This is a genomic window from Streptomyces sp. NPDC085944, assembly GCF_040686295.1.
Classification (GTDB): domain Bacteria; phylum Actinomycetota; class Actinomycetes; order Streptomycetales; family Streptomycetaceae; genus Streptomyces; species Streptomyces salinarius.
This window is the reverse complement of record NZ_JBFBJX010000016.1, coordinates 143,002-157,639: the sequence shown is the minus strand read 5'-3', so window position 1 is coordinate 157,639 and position 14,638 is coordinate 143,002. Positions and strand designations below refer to the sequence as shown.

Sequence of the window (14,638 nt, the reverse complement as noted above, 5' to 3'; positions counted from 1 at the left end):
CGCTCAGCCTTTCAGGGGCGGTGGGACAAGTCCACCGCGTGCCTCACGGGAAACGACCTGACCGTGAGCCTGTTCGCGTCTGTTAGGAAAGTTTCCTGTTGGACCGAGAAGGTAGGCCCGCCCGCCGGGAGCCGTCAAGAGACCGCCCCCGGGGCAACGCAGTCGTTACCCGGGGGCGGGGAGAGTGGTCGACCTCGCGCTGCCCGATCTGGCCGGGCTGCCGCGCGAGGAGGTCGGGCGGGCCCTGGTGACCCACTTCCTCGCCCGGTGGGAGGAGGACGAGGTGCTCACGGCGCTGCTGCGGGTCGGGGTCACCAACCAGGCCGGCGCCGAGCGCACGCAGGGCATCTTCCGCGACCGGTTCCTGGCGGTCGCCCGGCGTGGGTGCCCGGACCCCGAGCAGGCCCCCGCGCGGGCCGCGCTCGTCGCGACGCAGGTGCTCGGCATGGCCCTCACCCGGTACGTGCTGCGCATCCCGCCGGCCGTGGCGCTCCACCGCGAGGAGGCGGTGGCCTGGCTGGCGCCCACGCTCCAGCGCTACCTGACGACGCCGAACCCCTGACGGCCGCGCGGATCCCTGACCGGTGCGCGATGCCTCCCGGTCGCCCGAACGCCTCACGGTCGCGCGAACGCCGAAGGGCGCCGCCCCTGCCGGCGTACGGCTGACGCGCGTACGTGCGGCGGGGGCGGCGCCCTCGGTCGAGCGGGGTGGCGGGGAGGTCAGGCCTTGGCGCCGGCCTTGACCTTGGCCTTGGTCTTCGTGGCGGGCGTCTTCACCAGGTGGTCCGGGTGAGACCGGTCCAGGACCATGACCAGGCCCGCGATGATCGCGAACAGCGCGAGCGGGGCCAGGACGTAGAGGCCCAGCGTCTCGACGACGCTCAGGCCGGTGCCGGGGTCGTCGCCGGCGTCGCGCGTCAGCGCGAGCGCGGGGGACGACATGAGCAGCATCATCAGCGTCGTACCGGCTGCCAGGGCGCCGGCGCGCAGGGCGTTCTTCTTGTCCACGGTGCAAAGTTAGCGAACGCTCGCGGCGGCCGCGCGCCCGGGGTGCCCGTACGAGGCCCCGGGCGTCCCCGCTCAGTCGCCCCGGACGGCGCCGCGCCCTCGTCCGGCATCGAGCACGGCATCCCGTACGGCATCGCGTACGACGTCGATCAGGGCGTGCAGCCGGGGCGAGGCGGCCAGGTCCTCCAGGGTCACCGGGCGGCCCTCGGCGTCGGCGACGGGCAGCCGCCAGTTCGGGTACTGGTCCCAGGTGCCGGGGAGGTTCTGCGGGCGGCGGTCGCCGACGGCGTCCGGGAGCCAGATGCCGGCCAGGCGGGCGGGGGTGCGCAGCAGGAACCGGTGCACGGCCTGGATCTCCGCCTCCTCGGCGGGCGTTCCGGTGTCGCCGCCGGTGCCGCGCAGCAGCCCGAGCCCGGACAGGACCTCCAGCCACTCGGCGGTGTCCGCGGCGGCCTCGGCGCGTTCCTCCTCCAGCGGGCGGGTGAGCAGGCCGAGGCGGTCGCGGAGTTCGACGTGTGCGCCGGTGAGGCGGGCGGCGGTGGACGGCAGGTCGTGGGTGGTGGCGGTGGCCAGGCAGTCGGCGCGCCACCGCTCGGGCGGCAGGGGGCGGCCGTCGCCGGTCCAGTCCCGTTCGAACCAGAGCACCGAGGTGCCCAGCACCCCGCGCTCGCGCAGCGCCTCGCGCACCCCGGGCTCCACGGTCCCCAGGTCCTCGCCGATGACGAGGGCACCGGCCCGGTCGGCCTCCAGGACCAGGACGGCGAGCATGGCCTCGGCGTCGTAGTGGACGTAGGTGCCCTCGGTGGGCGGGCGGCCCTCGGGGACCCACCAGAGCCGGAACAGGCCCATGACGTGGTCGACGCGCAGCGCCCCGGCGTACCGGAGCAGGCCGCGCAGCAGCTCCCGGAAGGGCGCGTATCCGGACTCGGCGAGGCGGTCGGGGCGCCAGGGCGGCAGCCCCCAGTCCTGGCCGCGGGAGTTGAAGGCGTCCGGCGGCGCTCCCACCGACATGCCGGCGGCGAAGTACCGCTGCTGGGCCCAGGAGTCGGCGCCGCGCGGGTGCACGCCGACGGCGAGGTCGTGGACGATCCCGACCGGCATGCCGGCCTCGCGGGCGGTGCGCTGGGCGGCGGTCAGCTGGGTGTCGGTGAGCCAGGTGAGGCGGGAGTGGAAGTCGACGCGGTCCATCAGCTCGCGGCGGGCGCGGTCGGTGGCGGCCGAGCGGGGGTCGCGCAGGCCTTCCGGCCACCGGTGCCAGTCGGAGCCGTGGATCTCGGCGAGGGCGCACCAGGTGGCGTGGTCCTCGAGGGCGGTGCCCCGGGCGGCGAGGTAGTCGCAGTAGGCGGCGCGACGGCCGGGTCCGAGGGGAACCCGGTGGAGCAGCTCCAGGGCGTCGCGCTTCAGCTCCCACACGGCGTCCCGGTCGATGAGGGCGTCCTTCTCCAGCACGCCCTCGCGCAGCCGCCCGGCCCGTTCCCGCAGCGCCCGGGCGCGTTCGGGGTCGGGGACGTACGCGAACTCGGGCACGTCCTCGATCCGCAGGTGCACCGGGTCGGGGAAGCGGCGCGAGGAGGGCCGGTACGGGGAGGGGTCGGTGGGGGCACCGGGTACGGCCGCGTGCAGCGGGTTGACCTGGACGAATCCGGCGCCGAGGGCGCGTCCGGCCCAGGCGGCGAGTTCGCCGAGGTCGCCGAGGTCGCCCATGCCCCAGGAGCGGCGGGAGAGGAGGGAGTAGAGCTGGACGAGGAGGCCGTAGGAGCGCGCGGCGGGGACGGGCAGCCGGGCGGGCGCGACGATCAGGTGCGCCTCGGCGGTGCGTCCGTCGGGTGCGGTGGCGGTCAGCCGGTGGACGCCGGACGGCAGCCGCTCGACGCCGTCGTGCCGCTCGCCCTGCTCGGTGTCGACGCGCAGCCGGGTGCCGGCGGGCAGGTCGGTCAGCGCGTCCGGGGTGCCGCCGCCCTCCCAGCGGACGACGGTGGGCGGCAGCAGCCGTTCGCGCAGCTCGGTCTCTCGGGCGGTGAGCGCGGCCCGTACGGCCCCGGGGGTGTCCGCGTTGATGCCGAGGGCGGCCAGCGCGAGGGTGACGGCGGTGGCCGGGGCCTGGACGGTGCGGTCCGGGGAGGGGCGGTAGGAGGTGGCGACGCCGTGCAGGGCGGCGAGCCTGGTCAGTTCCTCGGGAAGATCCTCGGCGGGAGGCTCGGCCGGCTGCGCTGCGGGCATCTGCTTCCTCTACGACCTCGTGGGTTCCGGGACGGGGACGGCGAAGGAGGGGCCGCCCTGCTCCGGCACGTCGGCCGTGAGTTCGGGCGAGGACTCGCTGGTCAGCGGTACGGCGTCGGCGAACGGCGACTCGCTGGTGAGGGGTTCCGCGTCGGGCAGCGGCGGTTCACTGGTCAGCGGGGTCTCGGCGCAGCTGCCGGTGGCGCCGAAGACGCAGTAGTGCGGGGTCTCGGAGGCGGCGGAGGGCTCTGCCCAGGGGGTGGACGGCTCCGCCACGGGTTTCGAGGGGGCCGGCAGCAGAAGGGGCGCCAGTGCAGCCACGGGGGTCTCCTTTGGATCAGGCTCTGGGTCGGACGGTGGAACGGGCCCGTCGTCGGGCCCCGGGTCGGGCGTTGGGTCGAGCACGCTTGTGGCGAGTTATGGCAGCCCCTACCCAGTCCGCGCGAGGACAGGCGCCCCAATACCGCCAACGTGGCCCTGGTCACATTCTCTCTCTTCCGAATTACCGCAGAACCGGCCAAAAAATTCACCTAACCCGAGCGCGGATCGCCCAAACCGGTCACGCACGCACGCCGCTCCCCACCAGATCCCCTTCAGCTATTCACTCAGTACATGTACTCAGTGAATACTGATCCTCATGAGCACCCGTCACATCCTCCTGGGGCTGCTCGCTTCGGGGCCGAGCCACGGCTATGACCTCAAGCGGCGGCACGACGAACGCTTCCCCCAGGCCCGCCCGCTGGCGTACGGGCAGGTCTACACGACGCTGCAGCGCCTGGTGCGGGACGGACTCGCCGAGGTCGACGGCACCGCGTCGGACGGCGGCCCGGAGCGGACCGCGTACCGCGCCACGGACGAGGGAGCGCGCGAACTGGAGCGCTGGGCGGGCGAGATCGCAGCGCCCGCACCCTTCGTGACGAACGAGATCTTCGCCAAGGTCGTCGTCTCGATCCTCACCGGCGGCGACGCGGGCGCCTACCTGCTGGCCCAGCGTGCCGCGCACATGGGCCGGATGCGGGAGCTCACGGCACTCAAGACGGCCCCGGGCGCGGATCTCACCACCGTGCTCTCGGCCGACTACGCCCTCAGCCACCTCGACGCCGACCTCCGTTGGATGACGACCACGGCGGCCCGGCTCACCACTCTCACCACGGAGGTCCGTACCGCATGACACACGGGGACACGGCCACGGCCACGCACGGCACCGCGGCGCCGCCGCTGCTCACGGCCCGCGACCTGGTGAAGGCGCACGGCAGGACCGAGGCCCTGCGCGGCGCCTGCCTCGACCTGCGGGCCGGGGAGATCCTGGCCGTCACCGGGGCCAGCGGCAGCGGGAAGTCGACGCTGCTGCACTGTCTGGCCGGGATCGTGCGGCCGGACGCCGGTTCGGTGACGTACGGCGGCCTGCGGCTGGAGGAACTGCCGGAGAAGCGGCTGAGCGAGCTGCGCCGCACCGACTTCGGCGTGGTCTTCCAGTTCGGGCAGCTGATCCCGGAGCTGACGGCACTGGACAACGTGGCACTGCCCCTGCTGCTGGCCGGCACCCCCCGCGCCGAGGCCCGGGCGCGGGCCGGGGAGTGGCTGGAGCGGTTCGGGGTGCGCGGGCAGGAGGAGTTGCGGCCGGGTGAGATGAGCGGCGGGCAGGCCCAGCGGGCGGCGCTGGCCCGCGCGCTGGTCACCGGGCCGAAGGCGGTGTTCGCGGACGAGCCGACCGGCGCGCTGGACTCGCTGGCGACCGAGCGGGTGATGACGGCGCTGGCGCACACGGCCCGGGATTCGGGTACGGCGGTGCTGCTGGTCACGCACGACGCCCAGGTGGCCGCGTACGCGGACCGCGAGGTCCGGCTGCGGGACGGTGCCGTGTCGCCGCTGGAGGTGACGGCGTGACCACGCTGACCACGGACGTCCGGCTGGCCCGGCAGCTCGTGCACGGCTCGGACCGCCGGGAGTGGTGGCGGATCGCGCTGACGGCGGCCGGGGCGGCGGCGGCGACGGGCTTCGCGCTGGCGGCGGTCGCGCTGGCGTCGGTCCCCTCCGGCTACACCGTCTCCCACCTCCACGGACTGCTGACCGGCTCCGGCACCCGTGGCGGGGTCATCGGCGGCCTGCTCCTGCTGCTGGTCCCGGTGCTGGCCTTCCTGGGCCAGTGCACCCGGATCGGCGCGGTGCACCGCGACCGACGGCTGGCCGGGCTGCGGCTGGCCGGGGCGACGCCGTGGCAGGTGCGCCGGATCGCCGCGCTGGAGACCGGACTCGCCTGCCTGCTGGGCTCGGCGGTGGCCACGGTCTTCTCCGTCCTGTCCGTCCTGCGCCTGTGGAGCGGACCCACGGCCGCGACCTGGGTGGGCTTCGCCTTGGTCGCCGTCGGCGTGCCGGCGCTGGGTGCGGTGGCAGGCGCGGTGGCGCTGCGCCGGGTGGTGGCCTCGCCGCTGGGGCAGGTGCGCCGGGCCGTGCGGCGGACCGGGCGCGGACCGGGCCTGTTGTTCCTGAGCGGGCTGGCGGTACTGGTCGCGGTGGCGCCCCTGGCCATGAACAGGGGCCATGTCGCGGGCAACCGCTTCGACTGGCGCACCCCGCTGACCGTCTTCTGCCTCGTCGTCGCGCTGGGCGCGGGTGCGGTGTGGCTGGCCGGGGCCACGGCCCGGCTCACCGGCCGCCTGCTCGCCGAGCGGGCCCGTACGGCGGCGCCCCTGATCGCGGCGGAGCGCCTGCGCGACGACCCGTGGGCCCCCGCCCGCACCCATGCCGCGGTCCTGCTGGTGACGGTCGCCGGTACGGCGTTCCTGTGCGTCCGGCACGCCCTCCTCGCCGACCTGCACGCCACGGATCCGGACCACCTCGCCGCCGACCTGGCGTACTACACGACGGGCCTGAACCTGACCGGCGCGGCCGTACTCGTCGCCCTGGCGATCACCCTGTCCGGCCTGGCCGTGGGTACCGCCGAGTCCCTGACCACCCGCCGCCGCGCCCTGGCCGCCCAGGTCGCCGCCGGCGTCCCCCACCCGGTCCTGGGCCGCGCCCTCCTCCTGGAAACCGCCCTCCCCCTGGCCCCCGCCCTGCTGCTGGCCGGCGCCGGAGGCATGGCGATCGGCGCCTGGTACGCGGCCCTCACCAGCGACGGCTCCCTCCCGTGGACGGCCCTCCTGGTGGCCCCGGCGGTGTACACGTCCTGCCTGCTCGCCTCGGCAACGGCCCTGCCGCTGCTGAACCGCTCGGTGCGGCCGGGGGAGCTGCGGTACGTATGAGGTTCCCGGCGTGAGCATTCGGCGGGCGACCGTCATCGGGTGCTCACGTTCCTCGCGACGAGGGCGCCGGGGCCAGGACACAGGACGGACCTCACAAGGAAGCGCATGACGTCACTGCCCCACCGGATCCTCCAGGCGCTCGACCGGTTCAACGCCGCTCACCCCTGGGACCACAACGCCCATTACCACCGCTGGATCCTGCGGCAGCTCCCCCGCCGGTTCGGCAGCGCGCTGGACGTCGGTTGCGGCACCGGCGACCTGGCCCGTCTGCTCGCCACCCGCGCCGACGAGGTCCACGGCGTCGACTCCGACCCCGTGATCGTCTCGCGGGCCCGCAGGCCGACCCCGGAGGCGACGGCGGCGTCCTTCACCGTCGCGGACGTTCCGACGGAACTCCCCGCCGGACCCCACGACGTCATCACCTGCGTCGCCACCCTCCACCACCTGCCGTTCACCGAGGCCCTCGACACCTTCCGCAGGCATCTCGCTCCGGCCGGCACCCTGATCGTCGTCGGCCTCTACCGGCCGCAGACCGCAACGGACCACCTGCTCGCCGCGGCCGCGGTCCCCCTGAACGCCGCCACCGGTTGGCTCAAGAACGAGGGCCGGAGCACCGCCCCGCCCACCTCCATGACCGCCCGGACCCGACCGGCCGACATGCCGTTCTCCGACATCACCGAAGCGGCCCGCACGGTCCTGCCCGGCGCCCGACTGCGCCGCCGCCTCTTCTGGCGCTACACCCTCACCTGGCGCCGCCCTGACCGGCTGGCCGGCCCCAACTCCTGCACGAACCGCGCCCACGCCCGAGGCGTGAGGCGGAGTATCAGTCCATACCGCGGCGGCCGCGCCCGGCCGGACGGCGCCCTGGCCCCGGCCGAGGCCTTCGTCGGACAGGGCGAATGGGCCGACCCCGCCCCCGTCCTCATGGTCGTCGAGGTCACCTCGTACGACTCGGACACCGACCGGCGCGAGCGCGTCGACAAGCCCCGGGCCTATGCCGAGACGGGCATCCCGGTGTACCTGCTGATCGACCGGGACACCTGCGAGGTCAAGGTACACAGCCGCCCGGACGGGGGACGGTACGAGACCGTGCAGACACTGCCCTTCGGCAAGGAGGTCCCGCTGCCCGAGCCGGTCGGGATCACTCTGGACACCGAGCCGCTGAAGAACTGGGTGCGCTGGCCCACGGCGGACCGAGGCCCCCGGCGGACACAGGCCCGGAGCGTCAGGCGGAGATGCCGTCGATCCGGGCCATGGCGTCCTCCGCGCCGTACGGCTGCAAGTACGGCAACCAGCGCGGGTCCCGGTGTCCCGTGCCGATGATGCGCCAGGCCAGTCCCGTCGGCGGGGCCGGTTTGTGGCGCAGGCGCCAGCCCAGTTCGACCAGGTGGCGGTCGGCCTTGACGTGGTTGCAGCGGCGGCAGGACGCCACCACGTTGTCCCACGCGTGCAGGCCCCCGCGGCTGCGCGGGATGACGTGGTCGACGCTGGTGGCGACGGCGCCGCAGTACATGCAGCGGCCCCCGTCGCGGGCGAACAGGGCGCGGCGGGTGAGCGGGACGGGGCCCCGGTAGGGCACGCGTACGAAGCGCTTGAGCCGGACCACGCTGGGTGCGGGCACGGTGACGGTCGCGCTGTGCAGATAGGCGCCGGACTCCTCCAGGCACACGGCCTTGTTCTCCAGGACGAGGACGAGCGCGCGGCGGAGCGGTACGACGCCGAGTGGCTCGTACGACGCGTTGAGGACCAGGACATGCGGCACGGGTGCCTCCTTGGGCGTCGGCGGCGCGTGGCTCGCGCCGGGACGATCTGGTTCAGTCTCCCCTCATGGCTGGTCGTAGCGCCACCATGTCCCGGTAACGGGCTGGAAGTGTTTTCGACCACACGGGGCGCGGGACGCGAGCGTGACCAGTCCAAGAACGGTGAGCAGCGTCTCGCCCGCCGGTTTCGGGCCGAACCGGATCCTGTGCCCCGTTAGTGTGGTGCATCTGCCCGTCCGGTGACCCTTCCGTGACCTTGGACCGGACCTCGGACCGGACCGCGCAGGACGGGCCGCCGCACCAGGAGGTTTCCGCCGTGTCCCTGTCCGCCGCCGTCCTGCCCCTGCTGGCCGCCGGTTCGTCGTCCGCGTCGGCTGCGTCGTCGCCTTCGCCGTCTCCGACCCCGTCGGCGCCGACCGTGCCGTCGCTGCGGGAGGCCCACGAGAGCGCGACGAACGCCGCGGGCTGGGTCGAGGAGAACTGGTCGACGTGGCTCGCGATCGGGCTGCGGGTGCTGCTGATCCTGGTGATCGCGGTGGTGCTGCGCGCCGTCGTGCGGCGGGCGATCAGCAAGTTCATAGCGCGGATGAACCGGCGGACCGGGACGTCCGGCACCGCGCTGAGCGGGCTGCTGGTCAACGCCGAGCGGCGCCGGCAACGGTCGGAGGCCATCGGGTCCGTCCTGCGCTCGGTCGCGAGCTTCCTCATCCTGGGCACGGCGGCCCTGATGGTGCTGGGCACCTTCCAGATCAATCTGGCCCCGCTGCTGGCCTCCGCCGGTGTCGCGGGCGTCGCGATCGGCTTCGGCGCCCGCAACCTGGTCACCGACTTCCTGTCCGGCGTCTTCATGATCCTGGAGGACCAGTACGGCGTCGGCGACAGCATCGACGCGGGCGTGGCCTCCGGCGAGGTCGTCGAGGTCGGGCTGCGGGTGACCAAGCTGCGCGGCGCCGACGGCGAGATCTGGTACGTCCGCAACGGCGAGGTCAAGCGCATCGGCAACCTCTCCCAGGGCTGGTCCACCGCCGGAGTCGACGTGACCGTCCGCTCCGACGAGGACCTGGACAAGGTGAAGGAGACCCTCACCGCGGTCGGCGAACGGATGAGCAAGGAAGAGCCCTGGAACGAGATGCTCTGGGGCCCGATCGAGATCCTCGGTCTGGACTCCGTGCTGCTCGACTCCATGGTGGTGCGGGTCTCCGCGAAGACCATGCCCGGCAAGTCCCTCACCGTCGAGCGCGAGCTGCGCTGGCGGATCAAGCGGGCCTTCGACGCGGCCGGCATCGCGATCGTCGGCGGCGCCACCGTCCCGCTGGAGGGCGCCCCGGCCGCCGCCGACCCGGCGGCGGGCGTCGCGGCGCCGTCGGCGTACGCGAGCACCGTGTCGCCCCAGTCCATCGCGGCGTCCCCCATTCCGCCGCCCAGCACCAGCAAGTAACCCCTCGCCTCCCCGCCGCCTACCTCTCGGTACCGGCAAGGAGCTCCCGCAGCAGGTCGGCCAGTTGACCGGCTCGTTCCGGGGCGAGGGAGGACAGCGCCTCGGTCTGGGCGGCGAGGCCCGCGCCGACCGCCTCGTCGATCAGCTCCAGCCCCCGCTCCGTGAGGGTGACCTGCAGTCCCCGGCGGTCGTGCGGGTCGGGGGAGCGGCGCAGCAGTCCCGCCCGTTCCAGCTTGTCCAGCCGGCCGGTCATGCCGCCGGTGGTGAGCATGAGCGTGGCCGACAGCTGCCGGGGGGAGAGCGTGTACGGCTCGCCGGAGCGGCGCAGGGTGGCCAGGGCGTCGAACTCCCCGCGCGAGATGCCGAAGCGGGCGTACGCCTGTTCCATCCGGTCGCCCATCGCCCGCGCCAGCCGGAAGACCCGGCCGAACACCTCCATGCCCGCCGTGTCCAGGTCGGGCCGCACCGCCGCCCACTGGTCGATGATCACGTCGACGGGGTCCTTGGGGTGCTCAGTCATGGGACGAGTATCGAGGCGATGCCGGTCGGCCGCAAGAAAGTAGCTTGACGGAAACTTGCTTGGAAGTAAGCTACTTTCAACCGAGCTTTCTGTGTCGGGTTCTACCGGCCGAGCTGCTTCTCCCGTCCGCCGAAGGGTGCCCTCATGGCCGCCACCCGTCCCACCGTCATCGCGCTCACCGCCCTCGCCCCCGTCTCCTGGGGCACCACCTACGCCGTGACCACCGAGTTTCTGCCGCCCGACCGGCCCCTGTTCGCCGCGCTGATGCGTGCCCTGCCCGCCGGTCTGCTGCTGCTCGCCCTCTCCCGGGTGCTGCCGCGCGGTGCCTGGTGGGTGAAGGCGGCGGTGCTGGGGGTGCTGAACATCGGGGCCTTCTTCCCGTTGCTGTTCCTCTCCGCCTACCGGATGCCGGGCGGCATGGCCGCCGTCGTCGGCTCGCTCGGACCGCTCCTCGTCGTCGGGCTCTCGACGCTCCTGCTCGGACAGCGGCCCACCGTCCGTTCCGTGCTCACCGGCACCGTCGCCGCGTTCGGCGTCAGCCTGGTGGTGCTGGAGGCGGCCGGAACACTGGACGCGCTCGGCGTGCTCGCGGCCGTCGCCGCCACCGCGTCCATGTCCGCCGGCACCGTGCTCACCCAGCGCTGGGGACGCCCCGGCGGTGTCGGCCCGCTCGCCCTCACCTCCTGGCAACTGACCGCGGGCGGCCTGCTGCTCACCCCGCTCGCCCTCCTGGTCGAGGGCGCCCCGCCCGCCCTGGACGGCCCGGCGGTCGGCGGCTACCTCTACCTGGCGCTGGCCAACACCGCGCTGGCGTACTGGCTCTGGTTCCGCGGCATCGGCCGGCTCGCGGCGACGCAGGTCACCTTCCTCGGCCCGCTCTCGCCGCTGACCGCCGCCGTCATCGGCTGGGCGGCACTCGGCCAGGCGCTCGGCCCGGTGCAGCTCGTGGGCATGGCGCTGGCGTTCGGGGCGACGCTGGCGGGGCAGCGGCAGCCGCGCGGGCAGAGGGTCGCGACCACCGAAACGTTCGGCTTCGCTTCGAAGAACGGTCGAAAAGATCCGACGGACCTGATGGGTCCGGCCCTGCGACGGTAGGCCCGCCAGGCCTCCGACCAGGAAAGGACCTTCGTGGCCACCGCCGCCCACCGGAACCGCACCAGAGCGTCACCTCCCGAGAGACCACCGCGACGCGGCCGACGGCGCCCGTCGCTCTCGGCCTCGCGCTCGCCGTCCTCGCCACCCTCGTCTGGTCCGGCGGCTTCGTCACCTCGCGGGCCCTCGGCGACAGCGTGCCGCCGGTCCAGCACGCGTTCTGGCGCTGGGTGGTGGCCCTCGCCGTCGTCGCCCCCTTCGGCGCCCGGCGGGCCTGGCGGCAGCGCCTGCTGATCCGGCGCCACCTCGGCTTCGTGGTCCTCGCCTCCCTGCTCGGCGTGACCGTCTACAACACGCTCGTCCACCAGCAGGCCGGCGTCACCACCCCCGCCGCCAACATGGGCATGATCATGGCGGCGTCCCCCGTACTCATGGCCCTCCACGAACGCGCGGGCGGCGTCCGGCTCGGCGCCCGCCGGGTCGCCGGGCTGGTCATCGCCTGCGCGGGCGTCCTGCTGCTCGTCGGCGGTGACGGGGCGTCCTTCTCGGCCGGTGACCCGTGGATGCTCGCCGCCGCCTGCTGCTTCGGGTCGTACAGCGCGCTGCTGCGCCGCAGACCCGAGGGGCTGGACGGGCGCCGGCCCCGAGCACACGCAAAGGGGGCGCCCCGTGCGAGACGGGACGCCCCCTTCTCCGTACCGACCGCCTACGCGGCCGCCGCCGCGTCCGCCGCCTGGGCCTTCAGGGCGCGCTCCACGCCGGAGCGGGACTCCGAGACCAGGCGGCGCAGGGCCGCGTTCGGCTCGGCGGAGGCCAGCCATGCGTCCGTGCGGTCCAGGGTCTCCTGGGACACCTGCACCGCCGGGTACAGGCCGACCGCGATCTGCTGGGCCATCTCGTGCGAACGGGACTCCCAGACGTCCTTCAGCGCCTCGAAGTAGCGCTCCGTGTACGACGCCAGCAGCTCGCGCTGGTCGGTCTGGACGAAGCCGGCGATGACCGCCTCCTGGACGGCGTTCGGCAGCTTGTCGGACTCCACGACCGACTCCCAGGCCTCCGCCTTGGCCGCCTCGGTCGGGCGGGCCGCCCGCGCCGTGGCCGCGTGGCGCTCACCGGCGGCGGTCTTGTCCCGCTCGTACTCGGCCGCGATCTCCGACCCGCCGAACCGGCCCACGGCCGCGAGGCGCTGCACGAACGCCCAGCGCAGCTCCGTGTCGACCGCCAGGCCCTCGATCGTCTGCGTGCCGTCCAGCAGCGCGTCCAGCAGGTCCAGCTGCTCCGGCGTCCGCGCCGTCGCCGCGAAGGCCCGCGCCCACGCCAGCTGGTGGTCACTGCCCGCCTCGGCGGCCCGCAGGTGGGCCAGCGTGGCCTCGGTCCAGCGGGTGAGCAGCGCCTCGCGGGCGGTCGGGGCGGCGTACTGGTCGATGGCCAGCTTCACCTGGCGGTGCAGGGACTGCACGACACCGATGTCGGACTCCTTGCCGATGCCGGACAGCACCAGCGACAGGTAGTCGCGGGTCGCCAGCTCCGCGTCCCGGGTCATGTCCCACGCCGACGCCCAGCACAGGGCGCGCGGCAGCGACTCGGCGAAGTCGCCGAGGTGCTCGGTGACCACGGCGAGGGACTGCTCGTCCAGGCGGACCTTCGCGTACGACAGGTCGTCGTCGTTCAGGAGCAGCACCGCCGGGCGGGGCCTGCCGACCAGCTGCGGCACGGCCGTCAGCTCGCCGTCCACGTCCAGCTCGACCCGGTCGCCGCGCACCAGCTTGCCGTCGCCGTCGAGGTCGTAGGCGCCGATGGCGATGCGGTGCGGGCGGAGGGTGGGCTCGCCCTTGGCCCCGGCGGGCAGCGCGGGGGCCTCCTGGCGGATGGCGAAGGACGTGATGACACCCGCCGCGTCGGTCTCGATCTCCGGACGCAGCACGTTGATGCCGGCCGTCTCCAGCCACGCCTTCGACCAGGTCTTCAGGTCGCGGCCGGAGGTCTCCTCCAGCGCGCCCAGCAGGTCGGACAGGCGTGTGTTGCCGAAAGCGTGCCGCTTGAAGTACGCCTGCACGCCCTGGAAGAACGCCTCTTCACCGACGTACGCCACGAGCTGCTTGAGGACGCTGGCGCCCTTGGCGTACGTGATGCCGTCGAAGTTGACGAGCACGTCGTCCAGGTCGCTGATGTCCGCCATGATCGGGTGCGTGGACGGCAGCTGGTCCTGCCGGTACGCCCAGGTCTTCATCTGGTTGGCGAACGTCGTCCACGAGTGCGGCCACTTCGAGCCCGGCGCGTCGGCCTGGCAGGCGGCCTCGGAGTAGGTGGCGAACGACTCGTTGAGCCACAGGTCGTTCCACCACTCCATGGTGACCAGGTCGCCGAACCACATGTGCGCCAGCTCGTGCAGGATCGTCGCCGCCCGCACCTCGTACGCGGCGTCGGTCACCTTCGAGCGGAACACGTACTGGTCCCGGATGGTCACCGCGCCCGCGTTCTCCATCGCGCCCGCGTTGAACTCCGGCACGAAGAGCTGGTCGTACTTCTTGAACGGGTACCGGTAGTCGAACTTCTCCTGGAACCAGTCGAAGCCCTGCCGGGTCACGTCGAAGATGGCGTCCGCGTCGAGGTGCTCGGCCAGCGAGGGACGGCAGTAGATGCCGAGCGGGACGGACTGGCCGTCCTTCTCGTACACGCTGTGCACCGAGTGGTACGGACCGACGATCAGCGCCGTGACGTACGACGAGATGCGCGGGGTCGGCTCGAACTCCCAGACGTTGTCCTTCGGTTCGGGCGTCGGCGAGTTGGAGACGACCGTCCAGCCCTCGGGGGCCCTCACGGTGAACTGGAACGTCGCCTTCAGGTCCGGCTGCTCGAAGCTGGCGAAGACCCGCCGCGCGTCCGGCACCTCGAACTGGGTGTACAGGTACGCCTGGTCGTCCACCGGGTCGACGAACCGGTGCAGGCCCTCGCCGGTGTTGGTGTACGCGCAGTCGGCGACCACGCGCAGGATGTTGCGTCCCGGCAGCAGGCCCGGCAGGGCGATGCGGGAGTCCTGGAACACCTCGGCGGCGTCGAGGGCGTCGCCGTTCAGCGTCACCTCGTGGACCGTCGGCGCGACCAGGTCGATGAAGGACTCGCCGCCGCCCTCGGCGACGTCGAAGCGCACCGTGGTCACGGACCGGTAGGTGCCGCCCTCCTGCGCGCCGGTGAGGTCGAGATCGATCTCGTACGAGTCAACGGTCAGCAGCGTCGCCCGCTGCCGCGCCTCTTCGCGAGTCAGGTTTGTGCCAGGCACGCGGTCATCTCCTCGTTATGTGTGGGTTGCGCCATCCTTCCACGTGGCCGGGACGGAGCGCGATGTCCATTTCCC

Annotated in this window: 11 protein-coding genes and 4 pseudogenes; 9 read left to right on the top strand and 6 right to left on the bottom strand. The window is 73.5% G+C overall.

The annotated features are described in order from the left end of the window. Nucleotides 1-187: 187 nt before the first annotated feature. Nucleotides 188-562, top strand: a pseudogene (locus AB0P07_RS28540) (TetR/AcrR family transcriptional regulator); the annotation flags it as partial. Nucleotides 563-720: 158 nt separating this feature from the next. On the opposite strand, the gene AB0P07_RS28535 reads toward AB0P07_RS28540, so the two are convergent. The 3 genes from AB0P07_RS28535 to AB0P07_RS28525 form a co-directional block, all read right to left on the bottom strand. Beyond that, nucleotides 721-1,008, bottom strand: coding sequence for a hypothetical protein (locus AB0P07_RS28535; RefSeq protein ID WP_365555549.1), 288 nt, complete (start codon nt 1,006-1,008; stop codon nt 721-723). A 72-nt stretch (nt 1,009-1,080) separates the two neighbouring features. Continuing rightward, nucleotides 1,081-3,228: a 4-alpha-glucanotransferase gene (gene malQ, locus AB0P07_RS28530; protein ID WP_365555547.1), complete on the bottom strand. Its 2,148-nt coding sequence runs from the start codon at nt 3,226-3,228 to the stop codon at nt 1,081-1,083. A gap of 9 nt (nt 3,229-3,237) precedes the next feature. Further along, complete coding sequence (locus tag AB0P07_RS28525; RefSeq protein WP_061444727.1) at nt 3,238-3,549, bottom strand: hypothetical protein; 312 nt, start codon at nt 3,547-3,549, stop codon at nt 3,238-3,240. Nucleotides 3,550-3,865: 316 nt separating this feature from the next. On the opposite strand from AB0P07_RS28525, the gene AB0P07_RS28520 reads away from it, so the two are divergent. The 5 genes and pseudogenes from AB0P07_RS28520 to AB0P07_RS28500 form a co-directional block, all read left to right on the top strand. After that, nucleotides 3,866-4,399, top strand: a complete 534-nt coding sequence (locus tag AB0P07_RS28520; RefSeq protein ID WP_365555545.1) for a PadR family transcriptional regulator — start codon at nt 3,866-3,868, stop codon at nt 4,397-4,399. Continuing rightward, nucleotides 4,396-5,115, top strand: a complete 720-nt coding sequence (locus AB0P07_RS28515) for an ABC transporter ATP-binding protein (protein WP_365555543.1) — start codon at nt 4,396-4,398, stop codon at nt 5,113-5,115. The genes AB0P07_RS28520 and AB0P07_RS28515 overlap by 4 nt, the downstream gene beginning before the upstream one ends. After that, nucleotides 5,112-6,473, top strand: coding sequence for an FtsX-like permease family protein (locus AB0P07_RS28510; RefSeq protein ID WP_365555542.1), 1,362 nt, complete (start codon nt 5,112-5,114; stop codon nt 6,471-6,473). Before AB0P07_RS28515 ends, AB0P07_RS28510 begins: the two co-directional genes overlap by 4 nt. 105 nt (nt 6,474-6,578) lie before the next feature. Beyond that, nucleotides 6,579-7,232, top strand: a pseudogene (locus tag AB0P07_RS28505) (class I SAM-dependent methyltransferase); the annotation flags it as partial. A 45-nt stretch (nt 7,233-7,277) separates the two neighbouring features. After that, nucleotides 7,278-7,652, top strand: a pseudogene (locus tag AB0P07_RS28500) (Uma2 family endonuclease); the annotation flags it as partial. A 46-nt stretch (nt 7,653-7,698) separates the two neighbouring features. On the opposite strand, the gene AB0P07_RS28495 reads toward AB0P07_RS28500, so the two are convergent. Continuing rightward, nucleotides 7,699-8,235: an HNH endonuclease gene (locus AB0P07_RS28495; protein WP_061444733.1), complete on the bottom strand. Its 537-nt coding sequence runs from the start codon at nt 8,233-8,235 to the stop codon at nt 7,699-7,701. Between the two features lie 314 nt (nt 8,236-8,549). Here AB0P07_RS28495 and AB0P07_RS28490 point away from each other — a divergent pair, with 314 nt between their 5' ends. Next, complete coding sequence (locus AB0P07_RS28490; RefSeq protein WP_365555540.1) at nt 8,550-9,671, top strand: mechanosensitive ion channel family protein; 1,122 nt, start codon at nt 8,550-8,552, stop codon at nt 9,669-9,671. Between the two features lie 19 nt (nt 9,672-9,690). On the opposite strand, the gene AB0P07_RS28485 is transcribed toward AB0P07_RS28490, so the two are convergent. Continuing rightward, complete coding sequence (locus AB0P07_RS28485) at nt 9,691-10,191, bottom strand: MarR family transcriptional regulator (protein WP_365555538.1); 501 nt, start codon at nt 10,189-10,191, stop codon at nt 9,691-9,693. 144 nt (nt 10,192-10,335) lie between these two features. On the opposite strand from AB0P07_RS28485, the gene AB0P07_RS28480 reads away from it, so the two are divergent. Both AB0P07_RS28480 and AB0P07_RS28475 read left to right on the top strand, forming a co-directional pair. Further along, complete coding sequence (locus AB0P07_RS28480) at nt 10,336-11,286, top strand: EamA family transporter (protein ID WP_365555536.1); 951 nt, start codon at nt 10,336-10,338, stop codon at nt 11,284-11,286. 107 nt (nt 11,287-11,393) lie between these two features. Further along, a pseudogene (locus AB0P07_RS28475) lies at nt 11,394-11,918 on the top strand (DMT family transporter); the annotation flags it as partial. A gap of 71 nt (nt 11,919-11,989) precedes the next feature. Here the strand turns inward: AB0P07_RS28475 and pepN are convergent. After that, on the bottom strand, nt 11,990-14,563 hold the full coding sequence (gene pepN / locus AB0P07_RS28470; protein WP_365555534.1) for an aminopeptidase N: 2,574 nt from the start codon (nt 14,561-14,563) through the stop codon (nt 11,990-11,992). Nucleotides 14,564-14,638: the final 75 nt, after the last annotated feature.

Bases quoted from the DNA above. Each gene is read 5' to 3' on its own strand.
- AB0P07_RS28485 (WP_365555538.1), bottom strand. From the start codon at position 10,191: ATGACTGAGCACCCCAAGGACCCCGTCGACGTGATCATCGACCAGTGG.
- AB0P07_RS28515 (WP_365555543.1), top strand. From the start codon at position 4,396: ATGACACACGGGGACACGGCCACGGCCACGCACGGCACCGCGGCGCCG.
- AB0P07_RS28480 (WP_365555536.1), top strand. From the start codon at position 10,336: ATGGCCGCCACCCGTCCCACCGTCATCGCGCTCACCGCCCTCGCCCCC.
- AB0P07_RS28520 (WP_365555545.1), top strand. From the start codon at position 3,866: ATGAGCACCCGTCACATCCTCCTGGGGCTGCTCGCTTCGGGGCCGAGC.
- malQ (WP_365555547.1), bottom strand. From the start codon at position 3,228: ATGCCCGCAGCGCAGCCGGCCGAGCCTCCCGCCGAGGATCTTCCCGAG.